Raw genomic sequence first — 18608 nt, forward strand, 5'->3', positions numbered from 1 at the left:
CGGGGAAGCGTGCGCATGTCCTTGTTCGACCTGTTCAAACGCAAGCGGCCGCAGCCTGCACCGGCCGCGGCCTCCATCCAGCCCGTCGCGCGCGTGGCCGCTCCGGCCGCGCCCGATGCCGCCGCGCCCGCCACCGAGCCCGGCGACGATGCCGCCCTGCACGGCGGCCCGGAGCGGCGCGAGCGCGACCGCCGCAATGCGCGCCCGGGCACCCGCATCCTGGTGATCGACGACTCCCCCACCATCGTCGCCCTGCTCAAGCGCATGCTGCAGCAGAACCACTACGACGTGCTGGTGGCCTACGACGGCGAGAGCGGGCTGGAGATCGCGCGCCGCGAGGTGCCCGACCTGATCTTCCTCGACATCGTGCTGCCCGGCATCGACGGCTTCAGCGCGCTGCGCACCCTGCGCCGCGACCCGCTGACCAAGGACGTGCCGATCATCATGATCAGCGGCAACGCCCAGGCCACCGAGCAGTTCTACGTGCAGCGCATCGGCGCCGACGACTTCATGAAGAAGCCGTTCTCGCGCCCGGAGGTGTTCAGCCGGATCGAGGCCCTGCTGGACGAAACCGGCACCCCGCGCCACGTGGCACGCCCGGCCCAGCGCCCCGGCGCCGCCGCGCAGCCGGCGGCCCCGGCCTGACCCGCATTCCGGCCCGCAGCCGGCGGCGCATCCCGCCCGAGCCACTGCCGAAACGACGAAGGGGCCTTGCGGCCCCTTCGTGCATGCGGGTGCTGGACGCCCGCGCTTACTGCGGCATCACCTCGACCCGCACCCGGATGCGGTCGCCGGGGTTGTAGTCCATGCGCCGGGTGTAGCGGCGGCCGTTGTACTCGTAGGTGACGTCGTAGGCGCGCACCCCGCTGTCGCCGCGATAGCCGCCGTAGCCGTCGCGCACCGGCTCGGGGTCGCACACGCGCACGGTGGCGGTGCGCGGGACGCGATTCTGCTGCGACTGGTCGTAGATCTGGCGCCCGGCGATGCCGCCGACCATCGAACCGACCGCAGTGGCGGCGAAGCGCCCGCTGCCGCCGCCGACGTGGCTGCCGAGCACCGCGCCGATCACGCCGCCGGCGATGGTGGCCATCGAACGGCCCGCGTTGTCGCCGTAGGGACGATAGCCGTCGTCGCGGCCATACCCGTCGTAGCGCGGGTAGCCGCTGCCGTAGCCGCCGTATCCGTTGCCGCCATAGCCCCCGCCGTAGCCGCCGGCGGTCGTGGTGGTGGTCTCGTAGCAGCGCGGCGCCTGCATGGGCTGGCTGCGGTAGCCGGCGTCGAACACCGGGTCCACCCGCACCACCTGCGCATAGTCGTAGTAGCTGCCGCCCGGATTCCCGCCGGCGTAGCCGGGATTGCCGTAGCCGGCGTCGCTGCCGTAGCGGTCCCCGTAACGGTCGCCGTAGCCTCCATACGACTGCGCCGCGGCGGAGGCGCTGGCCGCGACCATCCCCAATGCGAACAGGCTGCCGATCAAACGCTTCATGGTGGTTCCCCGTGGATGTGGAGTGGCGTCGCGGCCAACACTGCGGGGCCGCGCTTGACGCGAGGCTGAATACCGCCACCCGCGTTTAGCGCCGCGTCAGCCCGCCGGCCGTGGCCGGGCTGCCGGGCGCCATGTTGCGGCGCACGCACCGCGGCCATCGCGCTGCGTTAAGGTGGAGCCACGCCATGACCGCCCGCCGAGCGCCGCGCTCCGGCGCGAGACTGCGGACCGCCATGACGCCACGTCCATCCGCACGCGAAGGAGGTTCGGGCTCATGTCCTACAGCACTCCCCAGATTCGCAACGTGGCCCTGGCAGGCCACCCCGGCACCGGCAAGACCACCCTGTTCGAAGCCCTGCTGCATGCCGGTGGCGCACTCCAGGCGGCAGGCACGGTCGAACGCGGCAATACCGTGTCCGACTTCGATCCGATCGAGAAGGAACGCGGGCACTCGATCGACGCCAGCATCGCCAGCGTGGATCACGCCGGCATGCACCTGAACCTGATCGACACCCCCGGCTACCCCGATTTCCGCGGCCCGGCGCTGGCGGCGCTGGCGGCGGCGGACACGGTGGCGGTGGTGGTGGATGCCGGCTCCGGCATCGCCCACGGCACCCGCCGGATGATGGACTACGCGCGCCAGCGCGGCCTGTGCCGGATGCTGGTGGTCAACAAGATCGACCAAAGCGGGCACGACCACGGCGCGCTGCTGGCCGCGCTGCGTGAGGCGTTCGGCCCCGAGGTACTGCCGCTGAACCTGCCCGCCGACGGCGGCGCGCGGGTGGTGGACTGCTTCGCGCAACGCGAAGGCCACAGCGACCTCGGCGCGGTCGCGGACTGGCATCAGAAGATCCTCGACCAGGTGGTGGAGATCAACGAAACGGTGATGGACCACTACCTCGACCTCGGCGAGGGCGGGCTGTCCGGGCAGGAGCTGCACGATGCCTTCGAACAATGCCTGCGCGAAGGCCACCTGGTGCCGGTGTGCTTCGTTTCCGCGCGCACCGGCGCCGGCGTGCGCGAGTGGCTGGACGTGGCGGAACGCCTGCTGCCGCACCCCGGCGAGGCCAATCCGCCGCCGTTCCGCAAGGGCAGCGGCCACGATGCGGAACCGGTGCACGCCCGCCCGGATCCGGACGCGCACGTGATCGCGGACGTGTTCAAGATCGTCAACGACCCGTTCGTAGGCAAGCTGGGCATCTTCCGGGTGTACCAGGGCACCGTGCGCAAGGACGCGCAGCTGTTCGTGGACGACGGCAAGAAGCCGTTCAAGGTGGCCCACCTGTACCGCCTGCAGGGTAAGGAACACATCGAAATCGCGCAGGCGGTGCCGGGCGATATCGCCGCGGTGGCCAAGGTGGACGAGCTGCACTTCGACGCCGTGCTGCACGACTCGCACGACGAGGACCACATCCACCTCGCGCCGTCCGCCTTCCCGCGTCCGATGTTCGGGCTGGCGGTGGCGCCGGCCAGCAAAGGGCAGGAACAGAAGCTGGCGCTGGCGCTGCAGCGGCTGGCGGAGGAAGACCCGGCGTTCGTGGTGGAACACAATGCGGAGACCAACGAAACCGTGGTGCGCGGCCTCTCCGACCTGCACCTGCGGGTGATGCTGCGCCGCCTGCAGGACCGCTACGGGGTGGAAGTGGCGACCCATCCGCCGCGGATCGCCTACCGCGAGACCATCGCCCAGCCGGCCGAGGGCCACCATCGCCACAAGAAGCAGACCGGCGGTGCCGGGCAGTTCGGGGAGGTGTTCCTGCGCATCGAGCCGCTGCCGCGCGGGGCCGGCTTCGAGTTCATCGACGAGGTGAAGGGCGGCACCATCCCCGGGCAGTTCATCCCCGCGGTGGAGAAAGGCGTGCGCCAGGTGCTGGCCAGCGGCGCGCTCGCCGGCTATCCGATCCAGGACGTGCGGGTGGTGGTGTACGACGGCAAGCACCATCCGGTGGACAGCAAGGAGGTGGCGTTCGTGGCCGCCGGCAAGCGCGCCTTCCTGGATGCGATCGGCAAGGCCCAGCCGCAGGTGCTGGAGCCGATCGTGGAGCTGGAAGTCAGCGCGCCAGAGCAGTACATGGGCGACGTCAGCGGCGGGCTCGCGGCCAAGCGCGCGCGCATCCACGGCACCGACAGCCTCGGCGGCGGCGAGATCGTGGTGCGCGCGCAGGTGCCGCTGGCGGAGCTGGAGGGCTATGCGGCCGAGCTGAAATCCGCCACTGGCGGGCGCGGCCGCTACGCACTGGATTTCAGCCACTACGAGCCGGCCCCGGCGCCCGTCCAGCGGCGGCTGGCCGAGGCGTGGAAACCGCGCGCCGAGGAGGACTGAAGCACATGCCGACCCGATCGACCAGGCACTACGTGTGGCTGGCCCTGCTGCTGGCGGCCTGCTCGCGCGCGCCCGCTCCGCCGCCTGCCGCCGCGCCTGCACCCACGGCCGCGCCTGCGCCCGGCGCGCCATCCGCGCCGGCGACCGCGCCCCCCCCGTCCGCCGCGCCTGCCGTCACCGGCACTGCCGCCGCGGCCGATCCGTGGCTCCTGCCCGGCAGCCTGCATCCGCTGATCACCCAGGCCGAACTGGAAGCGCGCTTCGGCAAGGCCAACCTGCGCGCGGAAACCCGTCCCGGGCCGGAGGGCGACGGCGAATACCCGGTGCTGGTGGTGTTTCCGGACGATCCGGCGCGACGGCTGGAACTGGAACTGGATGCAAGCGATCGCGACGCCCCCCTGCGCGGCCTGCGGGTGTCGGATCCCGGCTCGCGCTGGCACGATGCCCATGGCCTGCGGCCGGGGATGTCACTGGCGGAGCTGGTACGGATCAACGGCGCGCCGATCAGCTTCTACGGGCTGGACTGGGACTACGGCGGCGTCGTGCAGGACTGGCACGGCGGGCACCTGGCAAACGGGGTGGACGCCGTGCCGTTCCGCGCGGTGACCCTGGCCGCGCGCGCGGGGCTGGCGGCCGGCGCCCGGCTACCGCAGGGCGACCGCGTGTACCGCAGCGATGATCCCGCCTGGCCCAACATCGGGCGCGATCTAGTGATCGAAACGCTGGGGATGAGCTGGCCGGCTCCAGACCAATGAGCGCTGCGCGCTGGCACCCGTCGCCAGGGGCGCCTGCGATGTGCGCTAGCGCTTGGGCTTGAGCATGGTGCCGGTGCAGTCGGGGGCACCGCAGCGGCAGGCCCAGATCTTCTTCAACCGCGGCGTGTGGCGCTCGGCCAGGGTGATGCCGTAGTCGTAGGTCAGCTCCTCGCCCGGCGCGATCGCACGTATGGCCTCGATGAACACCCGCGAGCGCTTGGGATCATCCGCATCCTCCACCAGCACCGCCTCGCAGTTGGGATCGCAGCTGTGGTTGATCCAGCGCGCGGCATTGCCTTCGAAATTGGCGTCGATCACCCAATCTTCATTGAGGGTGAACAGGAAGGTGTGCCCGCTCTCGATGTCACCACTGTCGCCGGCATCCACTTCCGCATGGGTGCGGCGGCGCCCCTTGTACTCGATCACCCGTTCGCCCTTGGCGATCGGGCGCGCGGCGAACACGCCGTTGCCGTGGATGGCGGACTTGCGGGTGCGGATCTTGCTCGGCATGGACGGCGCAGTCGTGGGCGGGAGGAGTGCCGCATTGTCGCGCAGGCCGCTGGCTTGTCCAGCGCATGGCCGCCCGCATCCGCGGCCTGCGTTGGCTTGGGCACCTTCGACACGCGACCCATCGCCATGCACGCCTCCCGTTCGTTCGCATCCGCTTCCCTGCTGGCGCTGGCCCTGCTCGCCGGCTGCCAGGCCGCCTCCACCCCGGCGGCCGTGGCATCGGCCTCGCCGCGGGACGACCTGCTGGCGCGCGGCGAATACATGGCCAGGATGGCCGGCTGCAACGACTGCCACACCCCCGGTTATGCCGAACGCGGCGGCGACGTGCCCAAGGCGCAGTGGCTGGTCGGCTCGCCGCTGGGCAACATGGGCCCGTGGGGCACCACCTACGCCGCCAACCTGCGGCTGAAGCTGGCCGCGATGGACGAGGCGACGTGGATGCAGTATTCGGCCAGCCTGCACACGCGCCCGCCGATGCCCGACTTCAACCTGCGCGCGATGCACGCCGAGGATCGCCGCGCGCTCTACCGCTTCATCCGCGCACTGGGGCCGGCGGGCGGCAAGGCGCCGGAGTTCCTGCCGCCCGGGCAGCCGCCGGCGCCGCCCTACATGCAGCTGGTGCTGCCGGCTTCCGCTCCCGCAGGCTGAGCGCGCCCGGCGACCGGCTCAGTGGTGCAGCCACCAGGCCGCACCGCTCCACCACAGCGCCATGCCGATCCCGAACAGGCTCCAGAACAGCTTGCGCAGGCCGCGGCCCATCCGCCACAGCAGGAACACCGCGGCCACGACCAGCAGCCAGCGCAGCAGGCGCGAACGCTCCGCGCCCGGCGCGGCGGCCACCGCGCGCTCCATCAGTTCGCCCACCTTGGCCTGCAGCGGCGTGGCCAGCGCGGAGAACAGCGGATCGGTCGCCCCGGCCTGGGGCTGTGACGTGGTCTGGGTCTGCATGGCGGTCTCCCGTGTCCGGAATGGACGCCTCGCATTCTCCGCAGCGGCACCGGCGCACCCAGCCACGGGCATCAACCAATGGCGCTGACAGCTGTCATCCACCGCGCGCGTCAACCGCAGCGAACGCTGGTGCGTTGCCAGGCCCGCACATCCCTCCGGAGCCTTGCCGCCATGCGCATTCCCCGCGTCGCCCTCGTTTCCCTCACCACCGGCCTGGTGCTAGCGATCGCCAGCCATCCCGCCCCCGCCCAGCAGCGCCTGCGCGAACGCCTGATGCAGCGCCTGGAACAACGCGCCGGCAGCGAGGAAGGCGAGGGCCGCGCCACCCCGGCCACGCCGCCGCCCGGATCGCGGGTCGAGCGCGACATCGCCTACGGTCCCGACCCCAAGCAGCGCTACGACGTGTACCTGCCGGCGCAGGTGGCGCCCGGCGCGCCCATCCTGGTGATGGTGCATGGCGGCGGCTGGCGCACCGGCGACAAAAACCTGGCGCGGGTGGTGGACCACAAGGCGGCCTGGTGGCTGGCGCGCGGCGGCGTGTTCGTCTCGGTCAACAACCGGCTGGTGCCGGACGCCGACCCGCAGGTGCAGGCGCGCGACGTGGCCGCGGCGGTGGCCTCGGTGCAGCAGCATGCGCGGCAGTGGCGGGCCGATCCGGGCAAGACGGTGCTGATGGGCCACTCCGCCGGCGCCCATCTGGTGGCCCTGCTCGGCAGCGATCCGTCACTGTTGCGGCAGGCCGGGGCGCAGCGCCCGCTGGGGGTGGTGTCGCTGGACAGCGGCGCGCTGGACGTGCCGGCGCTGATGCAGCAGCGGCGGGTGCCGAAGCTCTACCACGACGCGTTCGGCAGTGATCCTGCGTTCTGGGCGGCGGTCTCGCCGCAGCAACAACTCCAGCGCGATGCCCTGCCGATGCTGCTGGTGTGCTCCAGCACGCGCAAGTTCCCGACCTCGCCCTGCGAGGAAGCACGCAAGTTCGCCGCGCGCGCACGCACGCTCGGGGTCGCCATGCAGGTGCAACCGGAAGCGCTGGAGCACGCGGAGATCAACGACCAGCTCGGCCTGCCCTCGGCTTATACCGATGCGGTGGCCGGCTGGATCAACCAGCGCCTGCGCTAATGCCTGCGCTGATGCGCGCGGTGGCGGCCGGCTAACCCGGCCGCCGCCAGCCGCGGCGCAGGCAGAGGAAGCCGCGGTATGCCGCTTCCAGCAGGCGCAGGCGCCAGCCCGAGCCCAGCAGCCGCCCCAGCCAGGCCCAGCCCGGCAGCGCCTGCCATAGCCCGGCGAAGGCGGCGGCGCCGTCCAGCAGGCGGCCATCGGGCAGGCGCAGGTGCAACCGCGCCAGCGCCGCCTCGCGGGTGAGGCCGGAGCCAAGCCGCGCGCCATCGCAGCGGGCCACGTCCACCCATTCCACTCCGTCCGCGCCCGGCTGGCGGCGGTACAGCGCGATCTCGCGTGCGCACACCGGGCAGGCACCGTCGTAGTAAAGCGTGGGTTTGGGTCGCGCAGCCGGTTCCATGCCTGCGATACGCAGCCGCCGCACGCGTGGATGCGGGCGGTACGCAACCGATCCGGCGCCTGGCCCGTATCGTCCGGCGACCCTCCACGGATCCCCGGCCATGCTTGCCCCCTCGCGCATCCCGCCCCGCCTCGTGGCCCTGCTGGGCTATGGCGGCCTGCTCCCCTTCCTTGCCCTGGCCGCATTGGCCTGGCTCGATCCGCCGCGGCAGGCGCGCTGGTCGGGCGCGCTGCTGGAGTACGGCGCGGTGATCCTCGCGTTCGTGGGCGCCCTGCACTGGGCGCTGGCGATGCAGGCGACCACGCTGGCGCAGGCCCGCCGTGCGCAGGCCTATGCCTGGAGCGTGGTCCCCGCCCTCATCGCCTGGGGCGCACTGCAACTGGCCCCGGGGCCCGCCGCGCTGCTGCTGGTCGTAGGCTTTACCCTGCACTTGTGGGCGGACCGCACCCTCGCGGCGCGGATGCCACTGCCGGCCTGGTACCTGCCGCTGCGCCTGCGGCTGACCGCGGTCGCCTGCGCCTGCCTGCTGGCGGAGGCCTGGCGCAGCGCCGGAATCGCCTGAAGCACGGGCGGGTCGCACTTGGCCCCGGCGGCCCGAAATCGTACAATTCCGGTACGCATTTACCCCCTGCCGCCCGCGCCATGCTCCGCGTCACCAAGCTCACCGACTACGCCACCGTCGTCCTGACCGTGCTTGCCGCGCGCCCGGATGCCGTGCTCAGCGCGCCCGAGCTGGCCGAACAGGCCGGGCTGGAGGTCCCCACGGTGGCCAAGGTGCTCAAGCCGCTGGCCGCGGCCGGGCTGGTGGAAGGCTTCCGCGGCGCCAACGGCGGCTACCGGCTGGCGCGGCCGGCGGCGGCCATCAGCCTGGTCGAGATCGTGGAGGCGATGGAAGGCCCGCTGGCGATGACCGAATGCAGCGTGCACGAAGGCCAGTGCGGGATCGAGCACAGCTGCGGCGTGCGCGCCAACTGGCGGCGGATCAACGACGTGGTGGCCGAGGCGCTGGGCAGCGTGACCCTGGCGCAGATGCTGCAGCCGCCGCGGCCGCCGGCACGCGCACGCATCGACGCCCGCCTCGCGCAGGCCTGAAGGATTTCCCCATGAACGCACCGCAGAACGCCCAGATCCACGCCCAGCTCGGGCGCAAGTACGAGGCCGGCTTCGTCACCGAAATCGAATCCGACTCGCTGCCGCCGGGGCTGTCGGAGGACATCATCCGCGCCCTGTCCGCGAAGAAGGACGAACCGGAGTGGATGACCGAGTGGCGGCTGGCTGCCTACCGCCACTTCCTCACCCTGCGTCAGCCGGACTGGGCCAAGCTCAAGATCGGCCCGATCGATTTGCAAGCGCTGTCCTACTACAGCGCGCCCAAAGGCCCGAAATACAAATCGCTGGATGAAGTCCCCAAGGAACTGCTGGACACCTATGACAAGCTCGGCGTGCCGCTACACGAGCGGGCGAAGCTGGCCGGCGTGGCGGTGGATGCGGTGTTCGATTCGGTCAGCGTGGGCACCACCTTCCGCAAGGAGCTGGCCGAGCGCGGGATCATCTTCTGCTCGATGAGCGAGGCCATCCGCGAGCATCCCGAACTGGTGCGCCAGTATCTCGGCACGGTGGTTCCGGTCGGCGACAACTACTTCGCCGCGCTCAACTCGGCGGTGTTCTCCGACGGCAGCTTCGTGTTCATCCCCAAGGGCGTGCGCTGCCCGATGGAACTGTCCACCTATTTCCGCATCAATGCCGGCCACACCGGCCAGTTCGAGCGCACGCTGATCGTGTGCGAGGACGGCGCCTACGTCAGCTACCTCGAAGGCTGCACCGCGCCGATGCGCGACGAGAACCAGCTGCATGCGGCGGTGGTCGAACTGGTGGCGCTGGAGGATGCCGAGATCAAGTACAGCACGGTGCAGAACTGGTACCCGGGCGACGAGAACGGCGTCGGCGGCATCTACAACTTCGTCACCAAGCGCGCCGAATGCCGCGGCGCGCGCAGCAAGGTCACCTGGACCCAGGTCGAAACCGGCAGCGCGATCACCTGGAAGTACCCGTCTTGCGTGCTGCTGGGCGATGACAGCGTGGGCGAGTTTCACAGCGTGGCGCTCACCCACCACCGCCAACAGGCCGACACCGGCACCAAGATGATCCACGTCGGCAAGCGCACCAAGAGCAAGATCGTCAGCAAGGGCATCAGCGCCGGCCACGGCCAGAACAGCTATCGCGGGCTGGTGAAGGTGGCCGCCTCCGCCGAAGGCGCACGCAACCACACCCAGTGCGATTCGCTGCTGATCGGCAAGCACTGCGGCGCGCACACCTTCCCCTACATCGAGGTGAAAAACCCCACCGCCACCGTCGAGCACGAGGCCACCACCTCCAAGATCAGCGACGAGCAGCTGTTCTACTGCCGCAGCCGCGGCATCGGCGAGGAGGACGCGGTCTCGATGATCGTGGACGGCTTCTGCAAGTCGGTGTTCCGCGAACTGCCGATGGAGTTCGCGGTGGAAGCCAAGAAACTGCTGGACGTATCGCTGGAAGGGGCCGTCGGCTGAGCCCTCACGCGCATGCCGCCATGCCGCACGCAACGAATCGAACTGGAAAGACCATGCTGAAGATCGACAACCTCCATGCCCGCGTCGCCGGCAAGGACATCCTCAAGGGCCTGTCGCTGGACGTGAAGCCCGGCGAGGTGCATGCCATCATGGGGCCGAACGGCGCCGGCAAGTCCACCCTGGGCAACATCCTGGCCGGGCGCGAGGGCTACGAGGTCACCGCCGGCAGCGTCACCTTCGACGGCCGCGACCTGCTCGCGCTGGCGCCGGAGGAGCGCGCCGCCGCCGGGGTGTTCCTGGCCTTCCAGTATCCGGTCGAGATCCCGGGCGTGAACAACACCTACTTCCTGCGCGCCGCGCTCAATGCGCAGCGCAAGGCGCGTGGCGAGCCGGAGCTGGACTCGATGCAGTTCCTGAAGAAGGTGCGTGAGAAGCTCGCCGTGCTGCACCTGAAGGACGAGCTGCTGCACCGCGGCGTGAACGAAGGCTTCTCCGGCGGCGAGAAGAAGCGCAACGAGATCTTCCAGCTGGCGCTGCTGGAGCCGAAGCTGGCGATCCTCGACGAAACCGATTCCGGGCTCGACATCGACGCCCTGAAGTCGGTGGCCGATGGCGTCAACGCGCTGCGCTCGCCCGACCGCGCGTTCATCGTCATCACCCACTACCAGCGCTTGCTCGACTACATCAAGCCGGACGTGGTCCACGTGCTGGCCGACGGCCGCATCGTCCAGACCGGCGGCCCGGAACTGGCGCTGGAGCTGGAAGCCCACGGCTACGACTGGATCCGCCAGCGCACCGGGCCGGAGGTCGCGTGATGGCAGCCGCTCGCCTTGCTTTTGCTCGTCATTCCCGCGAAGGCGGGAATCCAGCGTTTGTCCTTGCGATGAAACGCTGTGACTTGTGGGAGCGCCTCGCATGAGCGCCCTGCTCGACTCGCTGGCCGCCGGCTTCGACGGCGACGCCGACCGCCGCGCGCAGCTGGACGCGCTGCTGCACGACGGCCTGCCGGCGCGCGCGGAGGCGTGGAAGTACACCTCGCTGCGCGCGCTGGAGCGCCGCCGCTTCGGCGCGGCGCAGGCGGTCGCGGTCGATCCCGCGCACCTGGCGGACATCCCGGCGCCGCGCCTGGTGTTCGTCAACGGCCACTTCGACGCCACGCTGAGCGATCTGTCCGGGCTGCCGGCCGGCGTGGACGTGCAGCCGCTGTCGCAACTGCTGCAGGGCGACGATGCGCGCGCGGTGAACTTCCTCGCGCGCCGCTATGCCCGCGCCGATGAGCCGTTCGCCCGCCTCAACGCGGCGCTGGCGCGCGAGGGCGCGGTGGTGCGGGTGGAGGCCGGCGTCGAAGTGCAGGCACCGCTGCACATCGTGTCCGTGGGCGCGCCCCAGGACGGCGATGCCGCCTGGCACCTGCGCCATTTCGTCGAGCTGCGCGCCGGCGCGACGCTGCAGCTGGTGGAGCATGAACTGGCGGCCGGCGAACACGCGCACCTGGGCAACATGCTGCTGCATGCGCACGTGGCGAAGACGGCCCGGCTCGCGCACGTTCGGGTGCAGCACGCGGCCGTGCGCGCCAGCCTGTTCGCGCGCACCGACGCGGTGCTGGCGCGCTCCGCCGAGTACCTGCGCACCGACCTCGAGCTGGGCGCGGCGCTGTCGCGCAATGAACTGAACGTGCGCCTGGAAGGCGAAGGCGCCCGCCTGCGTGCCGACGGTGCGCTGCTGGCCGATGGCCGCCGCCACGTGGACACCCGCCTCGGGATCGACCACATCGCCCGCGACACCGCCTGCAGCCTGACCTGGCGCGGCCTGGCCGACCAGCGCGGGCGCGCGGTGTTCCACGGCGGCATCACCATCCATCCCGGCGCCGACGGCACCGAGGCCGCGCTGTCGAACAAGAACCTGCTGCTGTCGGCCGATGCCGAGATCGACACCCAGCCGGTGCTGGTGATCCACGCCGACGAGGTGAAGGCCGCGCACGGCGCGGCGGTCGGCCAGCTCGATCCCGACGCGCTGTTCTACCTGCGCGCGCGCGGGATCCCCGAGGCGCGCGCGCGCACCCTGCTCACCGCCGCGTTCTGCCGCGAGGTGCTGGCCGGGATCGCCGATGCGCCCACCCGCGCGCTGACCGAGGCCGCGCTGGAGCGCGCGCTGGAGCGGCTGGGCGCATGACCACGCACGGGCCCACCGCCGGCGGCGGCACCGGCGCGGCGGCGGCCACGCCCGACTGGGAGCGCGTGCGCGCCGATTTCCCGCTGCTGCAGCGGCAGGTGCACGGCAAGCCGCTGGTGTACCTGGACTCGGCCAATACCGCGCAGAAGCCGCGCGCGGTGATCGAGGCGGTGGACGATTTCTACCGCCGCCACAACGCCAACGTCAGCCGCGCGGTGCACCAGCTCGGCAGCGAGGCCACCGATGCCTATGAAGGCGCGCGCCGCAAGCTGGCCGCTTTCCTCAATGTACGCGCCGACGAGCTGGTGCTGTGCAGCGGCACCACCTTCGCACTCAACCTGGTCGCCTATTCGTGGGCGCTGCCGCGGCTCAAGGCCGGCGATGCCATCCTGCTGACGCGGATGGAGCACCACGCCAACATCGTGCCCTGGCAGCTCGTCGCCCAGCGCACCGGCGCGAGCATCAAGGTGGCTGAGCTGCATGCGGACGGCAGTCTCGATCTCGAGGCACTGTACGCCGCGATGACGCCGGAAGTCAGGCTGCTGGGCCTGGCCCACGTCAGCAACGTGCTGGGCACGGTCAACCCGGTGGCCGAGATCTGCAGGCAGGCGCGCGCGCGCGGCATCACCACCGTCGTCGATGGCTCGCAGGCAGTGCCGCACATGCCGGTGGACGTGGCCGCGCTGGGTTGCGATTTCTACGCCTTCACCGGCCACAAGCTGTGCGGCCCCACCGGCACCGGCGGCCTGTGGGCGCGCCGTGCGCATCTGGAAGCGATGCCGCCCTTCCTCGGCGGCGGCGAGATGATCAAGGAAGTGCGCTTCGACGGCAGCGTGTTCAACGACCCGCCGCACAAGTTCGAGGCCGGCACGCCCAACATCGCCGGCGTCGTCGGGCTGGGCGCGGCGGTGGACTACCTGTCCGGCATCGGCATGGCCGCCATCCACGCGCGCGAGGCGGCGCTGCTGGCGCATGCAACCGAAGAGCTCGGCAAGATCGATGGCCTGCGCATCTTTGGCACCGCACCGGACAAGGCGGCGGTGATCAGCTTCGCCATCGACGGCGTGCATTCGCACGATCTGGCCACCCTGCTCGACCTCGAGGGCGTGGCCGTGCGCTCCGGCCAGCACTGCGCGCACCCGCTGCTGCAGTGGCTGGGCGTGGGCACCACCTGCCGCGCCTCGCTGGCGTTCTACAACACGCACGCCGAGGTCGATGCGTTCGTCGCGGCACTGCGCAAGGTGGTCCGCCTGCTGGCGTGAACGCCGCAGGCGGTTGCCGCAATCAGCGCAGCACGCGCAGGGTGAACGGGTAGCGCCACGACTCGCCGTTCAGCGCCTTCACCGTGGCGACCAGGCCGCACACCAGCCAGCCCACGGCCACCACCGCCGCCAGCACCGCCAGCACGACCCCGGCCGGCAGGGTGAGCACCGCGCCGAGCCCGAGGGTGAGCACGGTGGCGCCCACCAGCAGCAGCCCCGCCAGCGCCAGCGCGCAAAAGGCCAAGAACAGCGTGAGGTTGAAATTGAAGGCTTCGCGCGCATGCGCCGCGATGAAGTCGGAATCCCCCTTCTTCAGCGCATACACCGCCAGACCGGCCAGCATGCCGGCGACCCCGGCGGTCCAGCTGGTGAGGAAGGCCAGCAGCAGCGCGCCGGCATGGGCGCTGGCGGCCCACAGGCGTTCGTCCTGGCGTACGCCCGCGCCTGCAGCGGCCGGCCCCAGCGGGTCCTGCGCGGTCTCGTGGATGCTGTCCATCATGGTCTCCTCCGCCGGCACCGTGCCGGCATGGCCCCATGATGGCGGCCGCCGCGCCCGATGCAAGCCGGCCTGCGACCGACGCCCGCCGGCGGCGACGAACCGCGCCGGCGCGGGCATGAACCCCGGCGCGCCGGGGCGGCGGGTGCAGGCGGCTTACTTCACCAGCCGCAGCGCGACCGGATAGCGGTAGCTTTCGCCACGATTGGCCGCCATCCCGGCGATGATGGAGAACACCAGGCTGAACAACCACACCAGCGGCATCAGCAACGCGCCGATCAGGATCACCGCCAGCACCGAGCAACCGACCAGCGCGATCGCGATGGTGATCTGGAAGTTCAGCGCCTCGACCGCCTGCGCAGTGAGCCAGGCTTTCTCCGGCCGGTCCTTGTTGGTCAGCCAGATGATCAGCGGGATGATGAAACCCAGCAGGATGCCGGACAGGTGGGTGAGCATGGCCAGGTTGCGGTCGTCCTGGGAGACGGCGACATCGTTCATGGTGGTGGATTCCCCGGTTCGCGGCGCGAAAGGCGCCTTCTGCACAGATTAACGCAAAGCACGCCCGCGGGCGGTCATGCCGTCCGCACCAGCCCGGACATCGGCGCCAGCGCCGTGCTGTCCGGGAACACCCGGCGCGCCAGCACGTCCGCATCCAGCCCGAGGTGGTCGCGCAGCACGCCTTTGAACACCGCGCGCAGGTCGGTGGTGGCGCGCAGGTCGCGGCCCTCGTTGAGCTGGGCGCGGCCCAGCCCCGGCCAGTCGCCCGCCACGCGCCCGCCGTTCACGGCGCCGCCGGCAAGGAAGGCCACGCCGCCGGTGCCGTGGTCGGTGCCGCCGGTGCCGTTGATGGCGGCGGTGCGCCCGAATTCGGTGACCACCGCCACCACCGTGCGCGGCCACACCGGCTGCGCGCCGTCGCGGAAGGCCTGCAGCCCGGCATCCAGCTCCGCCAGCTTGCGATCCAGCACCGCCAGCTCGCCGCCGTGGGTGTCCCAGCCGGTGTCCTCCACGAAGCCGATCCGCGGCCCGTCCGGCGCGGCCATGAAGCGCGCCGCCGCCGCCATCGCCTGCGGCAGGCGCAAGCCGCCGCCGGCCTGCATCGCGGCCTGGCCGGCGTCGATCCCGGCGAAGGTGGGTGCCAGCGCCGGATCGGCGGCATACAGCAGCTGCAATTGCTGCCAGAGGATCGGATCGATGCGGTTGCCCAGCGGCGGCGACCAGGTGCTGACGTTGCCGCCGCCGCGCATCGCCAGCGGCATCACCGCCGAGATCGCCAGCCCCGCCCCGCCCGGCATCGCCGCTACGCAGCGGTTCAGCCAGCCGGTGGTGCCGCCGGCGCCGGTGGTGCCGTTCTCCACGCAGTCCTGCGCCTCGAAATGCGAACGCTGGCGGTACGGCGGCGCCACCGCCGCGACCGGCAGCAGCTCGCCGCGCGCATGCAGCGCGGCCATGCCGGGCAGCTTGCCGTGCAGGGCGAAGTCGGCATCCAGCCGCAGTGGCGCGGGCTGGCCGGCACTGGCGGCGAACTCCCCACGCAGGGCCGCGAACGCGGGGTCGCCCAGCGGTTGCAGCGCATGCAGGCCATCCATCCCGCCGCGCAGCAGCACCAGCAGGAAGCGGGTGTCATGCGCGCCGGTCGCGGCCAGCGCGAATTTCGGCAATGCCGCGAGAGCCAGCGCGGAGGCGCCGAGGCCGAGGAATCCACGTCGATCGATGCGCAGGGTCATCTCAAGTCCTCCACTGGAAGGCGGGGCTGGCCAGCAGCAGCGCCACGCCCTGCTGGATGGATTCGGCGCGGCGTAGGGCGGTGGCGGTCTGCGCGTCCAGCGCCTCGCCCAGCGCGGCCTGGCCGAGCGCCAGCGGGGTTGTGCCGGTGTCCGGCAGACGGTTGGCCAGCGCCTGCGCCGCCTGCACCCGTTTGAACAGGGCATCCGGCCCGCCCCAGTCGGCGGCGACATCGCCAAAGCCAGCGGGCGAACGCGGCTGGAACAGCGGCTGCCCCAGCTGCGCCTGCAGCCGCAGCCCCAGCGCGAGGTCGGACTCCACTCCCAGCCCGCAGGCGCGCAGCGCGGACAGGCAGAAGTCGTCCGGGTTCTTGAACTTGCGCGCGCCCGGCTGCCAGGCGGCGGGATCATCGAGCAGCACGCGGTACACGCTGGGCAGGTCGCCCTCGCTGTCCACCCAGGCGCGGGCCATGCGCTGCACCAGCGCCGGCGGCGGGTCGTCGCCGACGAAGTGGCGAGCCAGCTTGAGCGAGACGTGGCGCGCGGTGGCCGGATGCACGGCCAGATCGTGCAGGATCGCCACGCCCTGGCGCTCGCCATCCTGGCGATAGGTCTTGCCGAACACCCGCCGCGCGCCTGGCTCGTGCGCGGCCGGACGGAACCGGAAGGCATCGCTGCCGCCGGCGTTGGGGTCCACGCTCCAGCCGGTGATCGCGCGCGCGAATTCGGTCACGTCCTGCTGGGTATAGCCGGCATCCACCCCGAGCGTGTGCAGCTCGAGGATTTCGCGCGCCAGGTTCTCGTTCAGGCCGCGGCGCCCGCCCTGCCCGTTGCGCTGGCGACGGCGTTCGGCCAGCAGCGCGGCGCGCGAGTCATCGCCCACCGACTGCGCATTGTCCAGGTACAGCAGCATGCCCGGATGGCGCTCCACCGCCAGCAGCAGGTCGGCGAAGCGGCCGTTGACGTGCGGCCGGATCGCCTCGCGCTCCATCGGCGCGGCGAACAGCGCGGCCACCCGCTTGTCCACCGAGATCGCAAAATGGTTCGACCAGAACCGCACCAGCCGCTCGCGGAAGCCATCGTCCGCCGTCGCCGCCACTTGCTGGCGCAGCAGCAGCTCGCGCTGCAGGCCCTGTCGCAACAACTGGCCGGCCTGCATCTGCGCGGCCTTGGCATCGCCATCACCGCTCTGGCGCGCCTGCCGGCGCATCTGCTGCAGGCGGCGGTACTGCCCCAGGTAGTCGGCGCTGGACGGCAACCCGGCGAGCGCTGCCGGCGCGGGCGCCGGCCCCAGCTGCGCAAGCAGCCAGCCGCGCGGGTCCGGGTCGATCCGCTGCAACTCGCCGGGGCGGGCACCGAGGCCGAAGCGGTTGGCGGCACTGGTCGCGGACAGCAGCGTCATGGGCGCGGGCTCCAGGGGCAGGCCTCACCGCCAACGCGCCTGCCGCGCGGCGGTTGACAGCCCGCGGCGCGCATTCAGGCGATCAGCGCCCCGCCACCGTCATCTTCCCCACCAGGATCGAACCGGTGCGGATGTGCGAACGCGCATCCACGTCGCTGCCGACCGCCTCGATCGCCGCGAACATGTCCTTGAGGTTGCCAGCGATGGTGATGCCATCGACGGGATGGGCGATCTCGCCGTTCTCCACCCAGAAGCCGGCGGCCCCGCGCGAATAGTCGCCGGTGATGGCGTTCACGCCCTGCCCCATCAGCTCGGTCACCAGCAATCCGCGGCCCATGCCGCACAGCATCGAGGCAAGGTCGCCGGCGTTGGCGCGCACCGTGAGGTTATGCACGCCGCCGGCGTTGCCGGTGCTCTGCAGGCCGAGCTTGCGCGCGGAATAGCTGCCCAGCACGTAGCGCCGCACGATGCCGTCCTCGACCAGCATCGAACGGCGGGTGGCCACGCCTTCGGCATCGAACGCGGCGGAGCGGAAGCCGCGCGGCAGGAACGGGTTTTCCTCGATCGCGAACCAGTCGGGGAAGACGCGGGTGCCGGCACTGTCGAGCAGGAAGCTGGCGCGCCGGTAGAGCGCGCCGCCCGATACCGCATTGACGAAGCTGGCAATCAGCGAGCGCGCCATCTCGGCACTGAACAGCACCGGCACCTGGCCGGTGGGAAGCGCGCGCGGTTCGAGCCGCGCCAGCGCGCGCTGCGCGGCCTTGCGGCCGATCGCGCCCGGCGCCTCGAGGTCGCCCTGCGCCAGCGCCACGCTGTACCAGCCGTCGCGCTGCATGCCTTCGCCTTCGCCGGCGATCAGCGCGCAGCCGGTGCTGTAGGACGTGCTGCGCTCGCCGCCCAGGAACCCGTGCGAATTGGCGTACACGCTCAGCGAGGCGTTCGCGTTCACCGAGGCGCCGTCGGAATTGCCGATGCGCGCATCCACCTCGCGGCCGGCGGCCTCGCATTCCAGCGCCAGTGCGATCGCGCGGTCGGCATCGAACGCAGCCGGATGCCAGGCGTCGAACTCGCGCAGCGCGGTCGCCATCAGCGCGGCGTCGGCCAACCCGGCATCCGGGTCCTCCTCGGTGTGGCGGGCGATCGCGCAGGCCTGCGCGACGGTCGCGGCCAGGCTGTCCTCGCGCAGGTCGGCGGTGCTGGCGCTGCCCTTGCACTTGCCGAAATAGACGGTGACGCCGATGCCGCGGTCGCGGGTGGCCTCCACCGTCTCCACTTCGCCCATGCGCACGTTGACCGCGAGGCCGGCGTCCTCGTTGCAGGTGACTTCGCACTGGTCGGCGCCGGCGGCGCGGGCGCGCTCCAACAACTGCTGGGCGATGGCGGACAGGCGCTGCAGCCGCTGCTGGCTGTCGTCGGTGATGGAAGGCAGGTCGGTGGCGGGCATGTTCAATGGCTTATCCTG

Annotated in this window: 20 protein-coding genes; 11 read left to right on the forward strand and 9 right to left on the reverse strand. The window is 71.5% G+C overall.

Annotated elements, in window-relative coordinates; translation table 11 throughout:
* Positions 1–15: 15 nt before the first annotated feature.
* Entirely contained in the window at positions 16–645 is a 630-nt protein-coding gene (locus EDC34_RS02555) for a response regulator (protein WP_114960064.1), read from the forward strand.
* A 106-nt stretch (positions 646–751) separates the two neighbouring features.
* Here EDC34_RS02555 and EDC34_RS02560 read toward each other — a convergent pair whose 3' ends face one another.
* On the reverse strand, positions 752–1486 hold the full coding sequence (locus EDC34_RS02560; RefSeq protein ID WP_114960065.1) for a glycine zipper 2TM domain-containing protein: 735 nt from the start codon (positions 1484–1486) through the stop codon (positions 752–754).
* Between the two features lie 274 nt (positions 1487–1760).
* On the opposite strand from EDC34_RS02560, the gene fusA reads away from it, so the two are divergent.
* The gene (gene fusA / locus EDC34_RS02565) at positions 1761–3809 is read left to right on the forward strand and encodes an elongation factor G (protein WP_114960066.1); all 2049 of its coding nucleotides are present in this window, start codon (positions 1761–1763) and stop codon (positions 3807–3809) included.
* Between the two features lie 5 nt (positions 3810–3814).
* Positions 3815–4564, forward strand: coding sequence for a hypothetical protein (locus tag EDC34_RS12190; RefSeq protein WP_162797687.1), 750 nt, complete (start codon positions 3815–3817; stop codon positions 4562–4564).
* Between the two features lie 45 nt (positions 4565–4609).
* Here the strand turns inward: EDC34_RS12190 and EDC34_RS02580 are convergent, their stop codons facing one another.
* Positions 4610–5074 carry an SET domain-containing protein gene (locus EDC34_RS02580; protein ID WP_114960068.1) on the reverse strand — a complete coding sequence of 155 codons (465 nt, stop codon included), beginning with the start codon at positions 5072–5074 and terminating at the stop codon, positions 4610–4612.
* A 126-nt stretch (positions 5075–5200) separates the two neighbouring features.
* Here EDC34_RS02580 and EDC34_RS02585 point away from each other — a divergent pair, with 126 nt between their 5' ends.
* A complete protein-coding gene (locus EDC34_RS02585; protein WP_114960179.1) occupies positions 5201–5722 on the forward strand; it encodes a cytochrome C in 522 nt (173 codons plus the stop codon).
* A gap of 18 nt (positions 5723–5740) precedes the next feature.
* Here EDC34_RS02585 and EDC34_RS02590 read toward each other — a convergent pair whose 3' ends face one another.
* Entirely contained in the window at positions 5741–6022 is a 282-nt protein-coding gene (locus EDC34_RS02590; protein ID WP_114960069.1) for a hypothetical protein, read from the reverse strand.
* A 171-nt stretch (positions 6023–6193) separates the two neighbouring features.
* On the opposite strand from EDC34_RS02590, the gene EDC34_RS02595 reads away from it, so the two are divergent.
* Positions 6194–7141 carry an alpha/beta hydrolase gene (locus tag EDC34_RS02595; protein ID WP_114960070.1) on the forward strand — a complete coding sequence of 316 codons (948 nt, stop codon included), beginning with the start codon at positions 6194–6196 and terminating at the stop codon, positions 7139–7141.
* A gap of 31 nt (positions 7142–7172) precedes the next feature.
* On the opposite strand, the gene EDC34_RS02600 is transcribed toward EDC34_RS02595, so the two are convergent.
* Positions 7173–7541, reverse strand: coding sequence for a thiol-disulfide oxidoreductase DCC family protein (locus EDC34_RS02600; protein ID WP_114960071.1), 369 nt, complete (start codon positions 7539–7541; stop codon positions 7173–7175).
* Between the two features lie 100 nt (positions 7542–7641).
* Between EDC34_RS02600 and EDC34_RS02605 the strand changes: the two genes are divergently transcribed.
* The 6 genes from EDC34_RS02605 (at position 7642) to EDC34_RS02630 (ending at position 13524) form a co-directional block, all read left to right on the forward strand.
* Positions 7642–8103, forward strand: a complete 462-nt coding sequence (locus tag EDC34_RS02605) for a DUF3429 domain-containing protein (protein ID WP_114960072.1) — start codon at positions 7642–7644, stop codon at positions 8101–8103.
* An 80-nt stretch (positions 8104–8183) separates the two neighbouring features.
* Positions 8184–8633 (forward strand): SUF system Fe-S cluster assembly regulator, encoded by a 450-nt coding sequence (locus EDC34_RS02610; RefSeq protein WP_114960073.1) that lies wholly within the window; start codon positions 8184–8186, stop codon positions 8631–8633.
* An 11-nt stretch (positions 8634–8644) separates the two neighbouring features.
* Complete coding sequence (gene sufB / locus EDC34_RS02615; RefSeq protein WP_114960074.1) at positions 8645–10090, forward strand: Fe-S cluster assembly protein SufB; 1446 nt, start codon at positions 8645–8647, stop codon at positions 10088–10090.
* Positions 10091–10143: 53 nt separating this feature from the next.
* Complete coding sequence (gene sufC / locus EDC34_RS02620; protein ID WP_114960075.1) at positions 10144–10905, forward strand: Fe-S cluster assembly ATPase SufC; 762 nt, start codon at positions 10144–10146, stop codon at positions 10903–10905.
* Between the two features lie 100 nt (positions 10906–11005).
* A complete protein-coding gene (gene sufD / locus EDC34_RS02625; RefSeq protein ID WP_114960076.1) occupies positions 11006–12262 on the forward strand; it encodes a Fe-S cluster assembly protein SufD in 1257 nt (418 codons plus the stop codon).
* Entirely contained in the window at positions 12259–13524 is a 1266-nt protein-coding gene (locus EDC34_RS02630; RefSeq protein ID WP_114960077.1) for a cysteine desulfurase, read from the forward strand. Before sufD ends, EDC34_RS02630 begins: the two co-directional genes overlap by 4 nt.
* Before the next feature lie 22 nt (positions 13525–13546).
* On the opposite strand, the gene EDC34_RS02635 is transcribed toward EDC34_RS02630, so the two are convergent.
* From EDC34_RS02635 to pmbA, 5 genes are all read right to left on the reverse strand, one after another.
* On the reverse strand, positions 13547–14020 hold the full coding sequence (locus EDC34_RS02635) for a DUF4870 domain-containing protein (protein ID WP_162797688.1): 474 nt from the start codon (positions 14018–14020) through the stop codon (positions 13547–13549).
* 156 nt (positions 14021–14176) lie between these two features.
* Positions 14177–14518, reverse strand: a complete 342-nt coding sequence (locus tag EDC34_RS02640; RefSeq protein ID WP_114960079.1) for a DUF4870 domain-containing protein — start codon at positions 14516–14518, stop codon at positions 14177–14179.
* Between the two features lie 74 nt (positions 14519–14592).
* Positions 14593–15747 carry a DUF1501 domain-containing protein gene (locus tag EDC34_RS02645; RefSeq protein WP_114960080.1) on the reverse strand — a complete coding sequence of 385 codons (1155 nt, stop codon included), beginning with the start codon at positions 15745–15747 and terminating at the stop codon, positions 14593–14595.
* 1 nt (position 15748) lies between these two features.
* Positions 15749–17146 (reverse strand): DUF1800 domain-containing protein, encoded by a 1398-nt coding sequence (locus EDC34_RS02650; RefSeq protein ID WP_114960081.1) that lies wholly within the window; start codon positions 17144–17146, stop codon positions 15749–15751.
* A gap of 82 nt (positions 17147–17228) precedes the next feature.
* Positions 17229–18590, reverse strand: a complete 1362-nt coding sequence (gene pmbA, locus EDC34_RS02655; RefSeq protein WP_114960082.1) for a metalloprotease PmbA — start codon at positions 18588–18590, stop codon at positions 17229–17231.
* Positions 18591–18608: the final 18 nt, after the last annotated feature.

The sequence above is a fragment of the Thermomonas haemolytica genome, from assembly GCF_004346265.1.
GTDB lineage: Bacteria > Pseudomonadota > Gammaproteobacteria > Xanthomonadales > Xanthomonadaceae > Thermomonas > Thermomonas haemolytica.

Excerpts from the sequence above, each read along its gene's own strand:
- EDC34_RS02585 (WP_114960179.1), top strand. The coding sequence starts at position 5,201 with ATGCACGCCTCCCGTTCGTTCGCATCCGCTTCCCTGCTGGCGCTGGCC.
- EDC34_RS02555 (WP_114960064.1), top strand. The coding sequence starts at position 16 with ATGTCCTTGTTCGACCTGTTCAAACGCAAGCGGCCGCAGCCTGCACCG.
- EDC34_RS02635 (WP_162797688.1), bottom strand. The coding sequence starts at position 14,020 with ATGGACAGCATCCACGAGACCGCGCAGGACCCGCTGGGGCCGGCCGCT.
- fusA (WP_114960066.1), top strand. The coding sequence starts at position 1,761 with ATGTCCTACAGCACTCCCCAGATTCGCAACGTGGCCCTGGCAGGCCAC.
- EDC34_RS02595 (WP_114960070.1), top strand. The coding sequence starts at position 6,194 with ATGCGCATTCCCCGCGTCGCCCTCGTTTCCCTCACCACCGGCCTGGTG.
- EDC34_RS02650 (WP_114960081.1), bottom strand. The coding sequence starts at position 17,146 with ATGACGCTGCTGTCCGCGACCAGTGCCGCCAACCGCTTCGGCCTCGGT.
- EDC34_RS02640 (WP_114960079.1), bottom strand. The coding sequence starts at position 14,518 with ATGAACGATGTCGCCGTCTCCCAGGACGACCGCAACCTGGCCATGCTC.
- sufB (WP_114960074.1), top strand. The coding sequence starts at position 8,645 with ATGAACGCACCGCAGAACGCCCAGATCCACGCCCAGCTCGGGCGCAAG.
- EDC34_RS02605 (WP_114960072.1), top strand. The coding sequence starts at position 7,642 with ATGCTTGCCCCCTCGCGCATCCCGCCCCGCCTCGTGGCCCTGCTGGGC.
- EDC34_RS02580 (WP_114960068.1), bottom strand. The coding sequence starts at position 5,074 with ATGCCGAGCAAGATCCGCACCCGCAAGTCCGCCATCCACGGCAACGGC.
- sufD (WP_114960076.1), top strand. The coding sequence starts at position 11,006 with ATGAGCGCCCTGCTCGACTCGCTGGCCGCCGGCTTCGACGGCGACGCC.
- sufC (WP_114960075.1), top strand. The coding sequence starts at position 10,144 with ATGCTGAAGATCGACAACCTCCATGCCCGCGTCGCCGGCAAGGACATC.
- EDC34_RS02600 (WP_114960071.1), bottom strand. The coding sequence starts at position 7,541 with ATGGAACCGGCTGCGCGACCCAAACCCACGCTTTACTACGACGGTGCC.
- EDC34_RS12190 (WP_162797687.1), top strand. The coding sequence starts at position 3,815 with ATGCCGACCCGATCGACCAGGCACTACGTGTGGCTGGCCCTGCTGCTG.
- EDC34_RS02560 (WP_114960065.1), bottom strand. The coding sequence starts at position 1,486 with ATGAAGCGTTTGATCGGCAGCCTGTTCGCATTGGGGATGGTCGCGGCC.
- EDC34_RS02610 (WP_114960073.1), top strand. The coding sequence starts at position 8,184 with ATGCTCCGCGTCACCAAGCTCACCGACTACGCCACCGTCGTCCTGACC.
- EDC34_RS02630 (WP_114960077.1), top strand. The coding sequence starts at position 12,259 with ATGACCACGCACGGGCCCACCGCCGGCGGCGGCACCGGCGCGGCGGCG.
- pmbA (WP_114960082.1), bottom strand. The coding sequence starts at position 18,590 with ATGCCCGCCACCGACCTGCCTTCCATCACCGACGACAGCCAGCAGCGG.
- EDC34_RS02590 (WP_114960069.1), bottom strand. The coding sequence starts at position 6,022 with ATGCAGACCCAGACCACGTCACAGCCCCAGGCCGGGGCGACCGATCCG.
- EDC34_RS02645 (WP_114960080.1), bottom strand. The coding sequence starts at position 15,747 with ATGACCCTGCGCATCGATCGACGTGGATTCCTCGGCCTCGGCGCCTCC.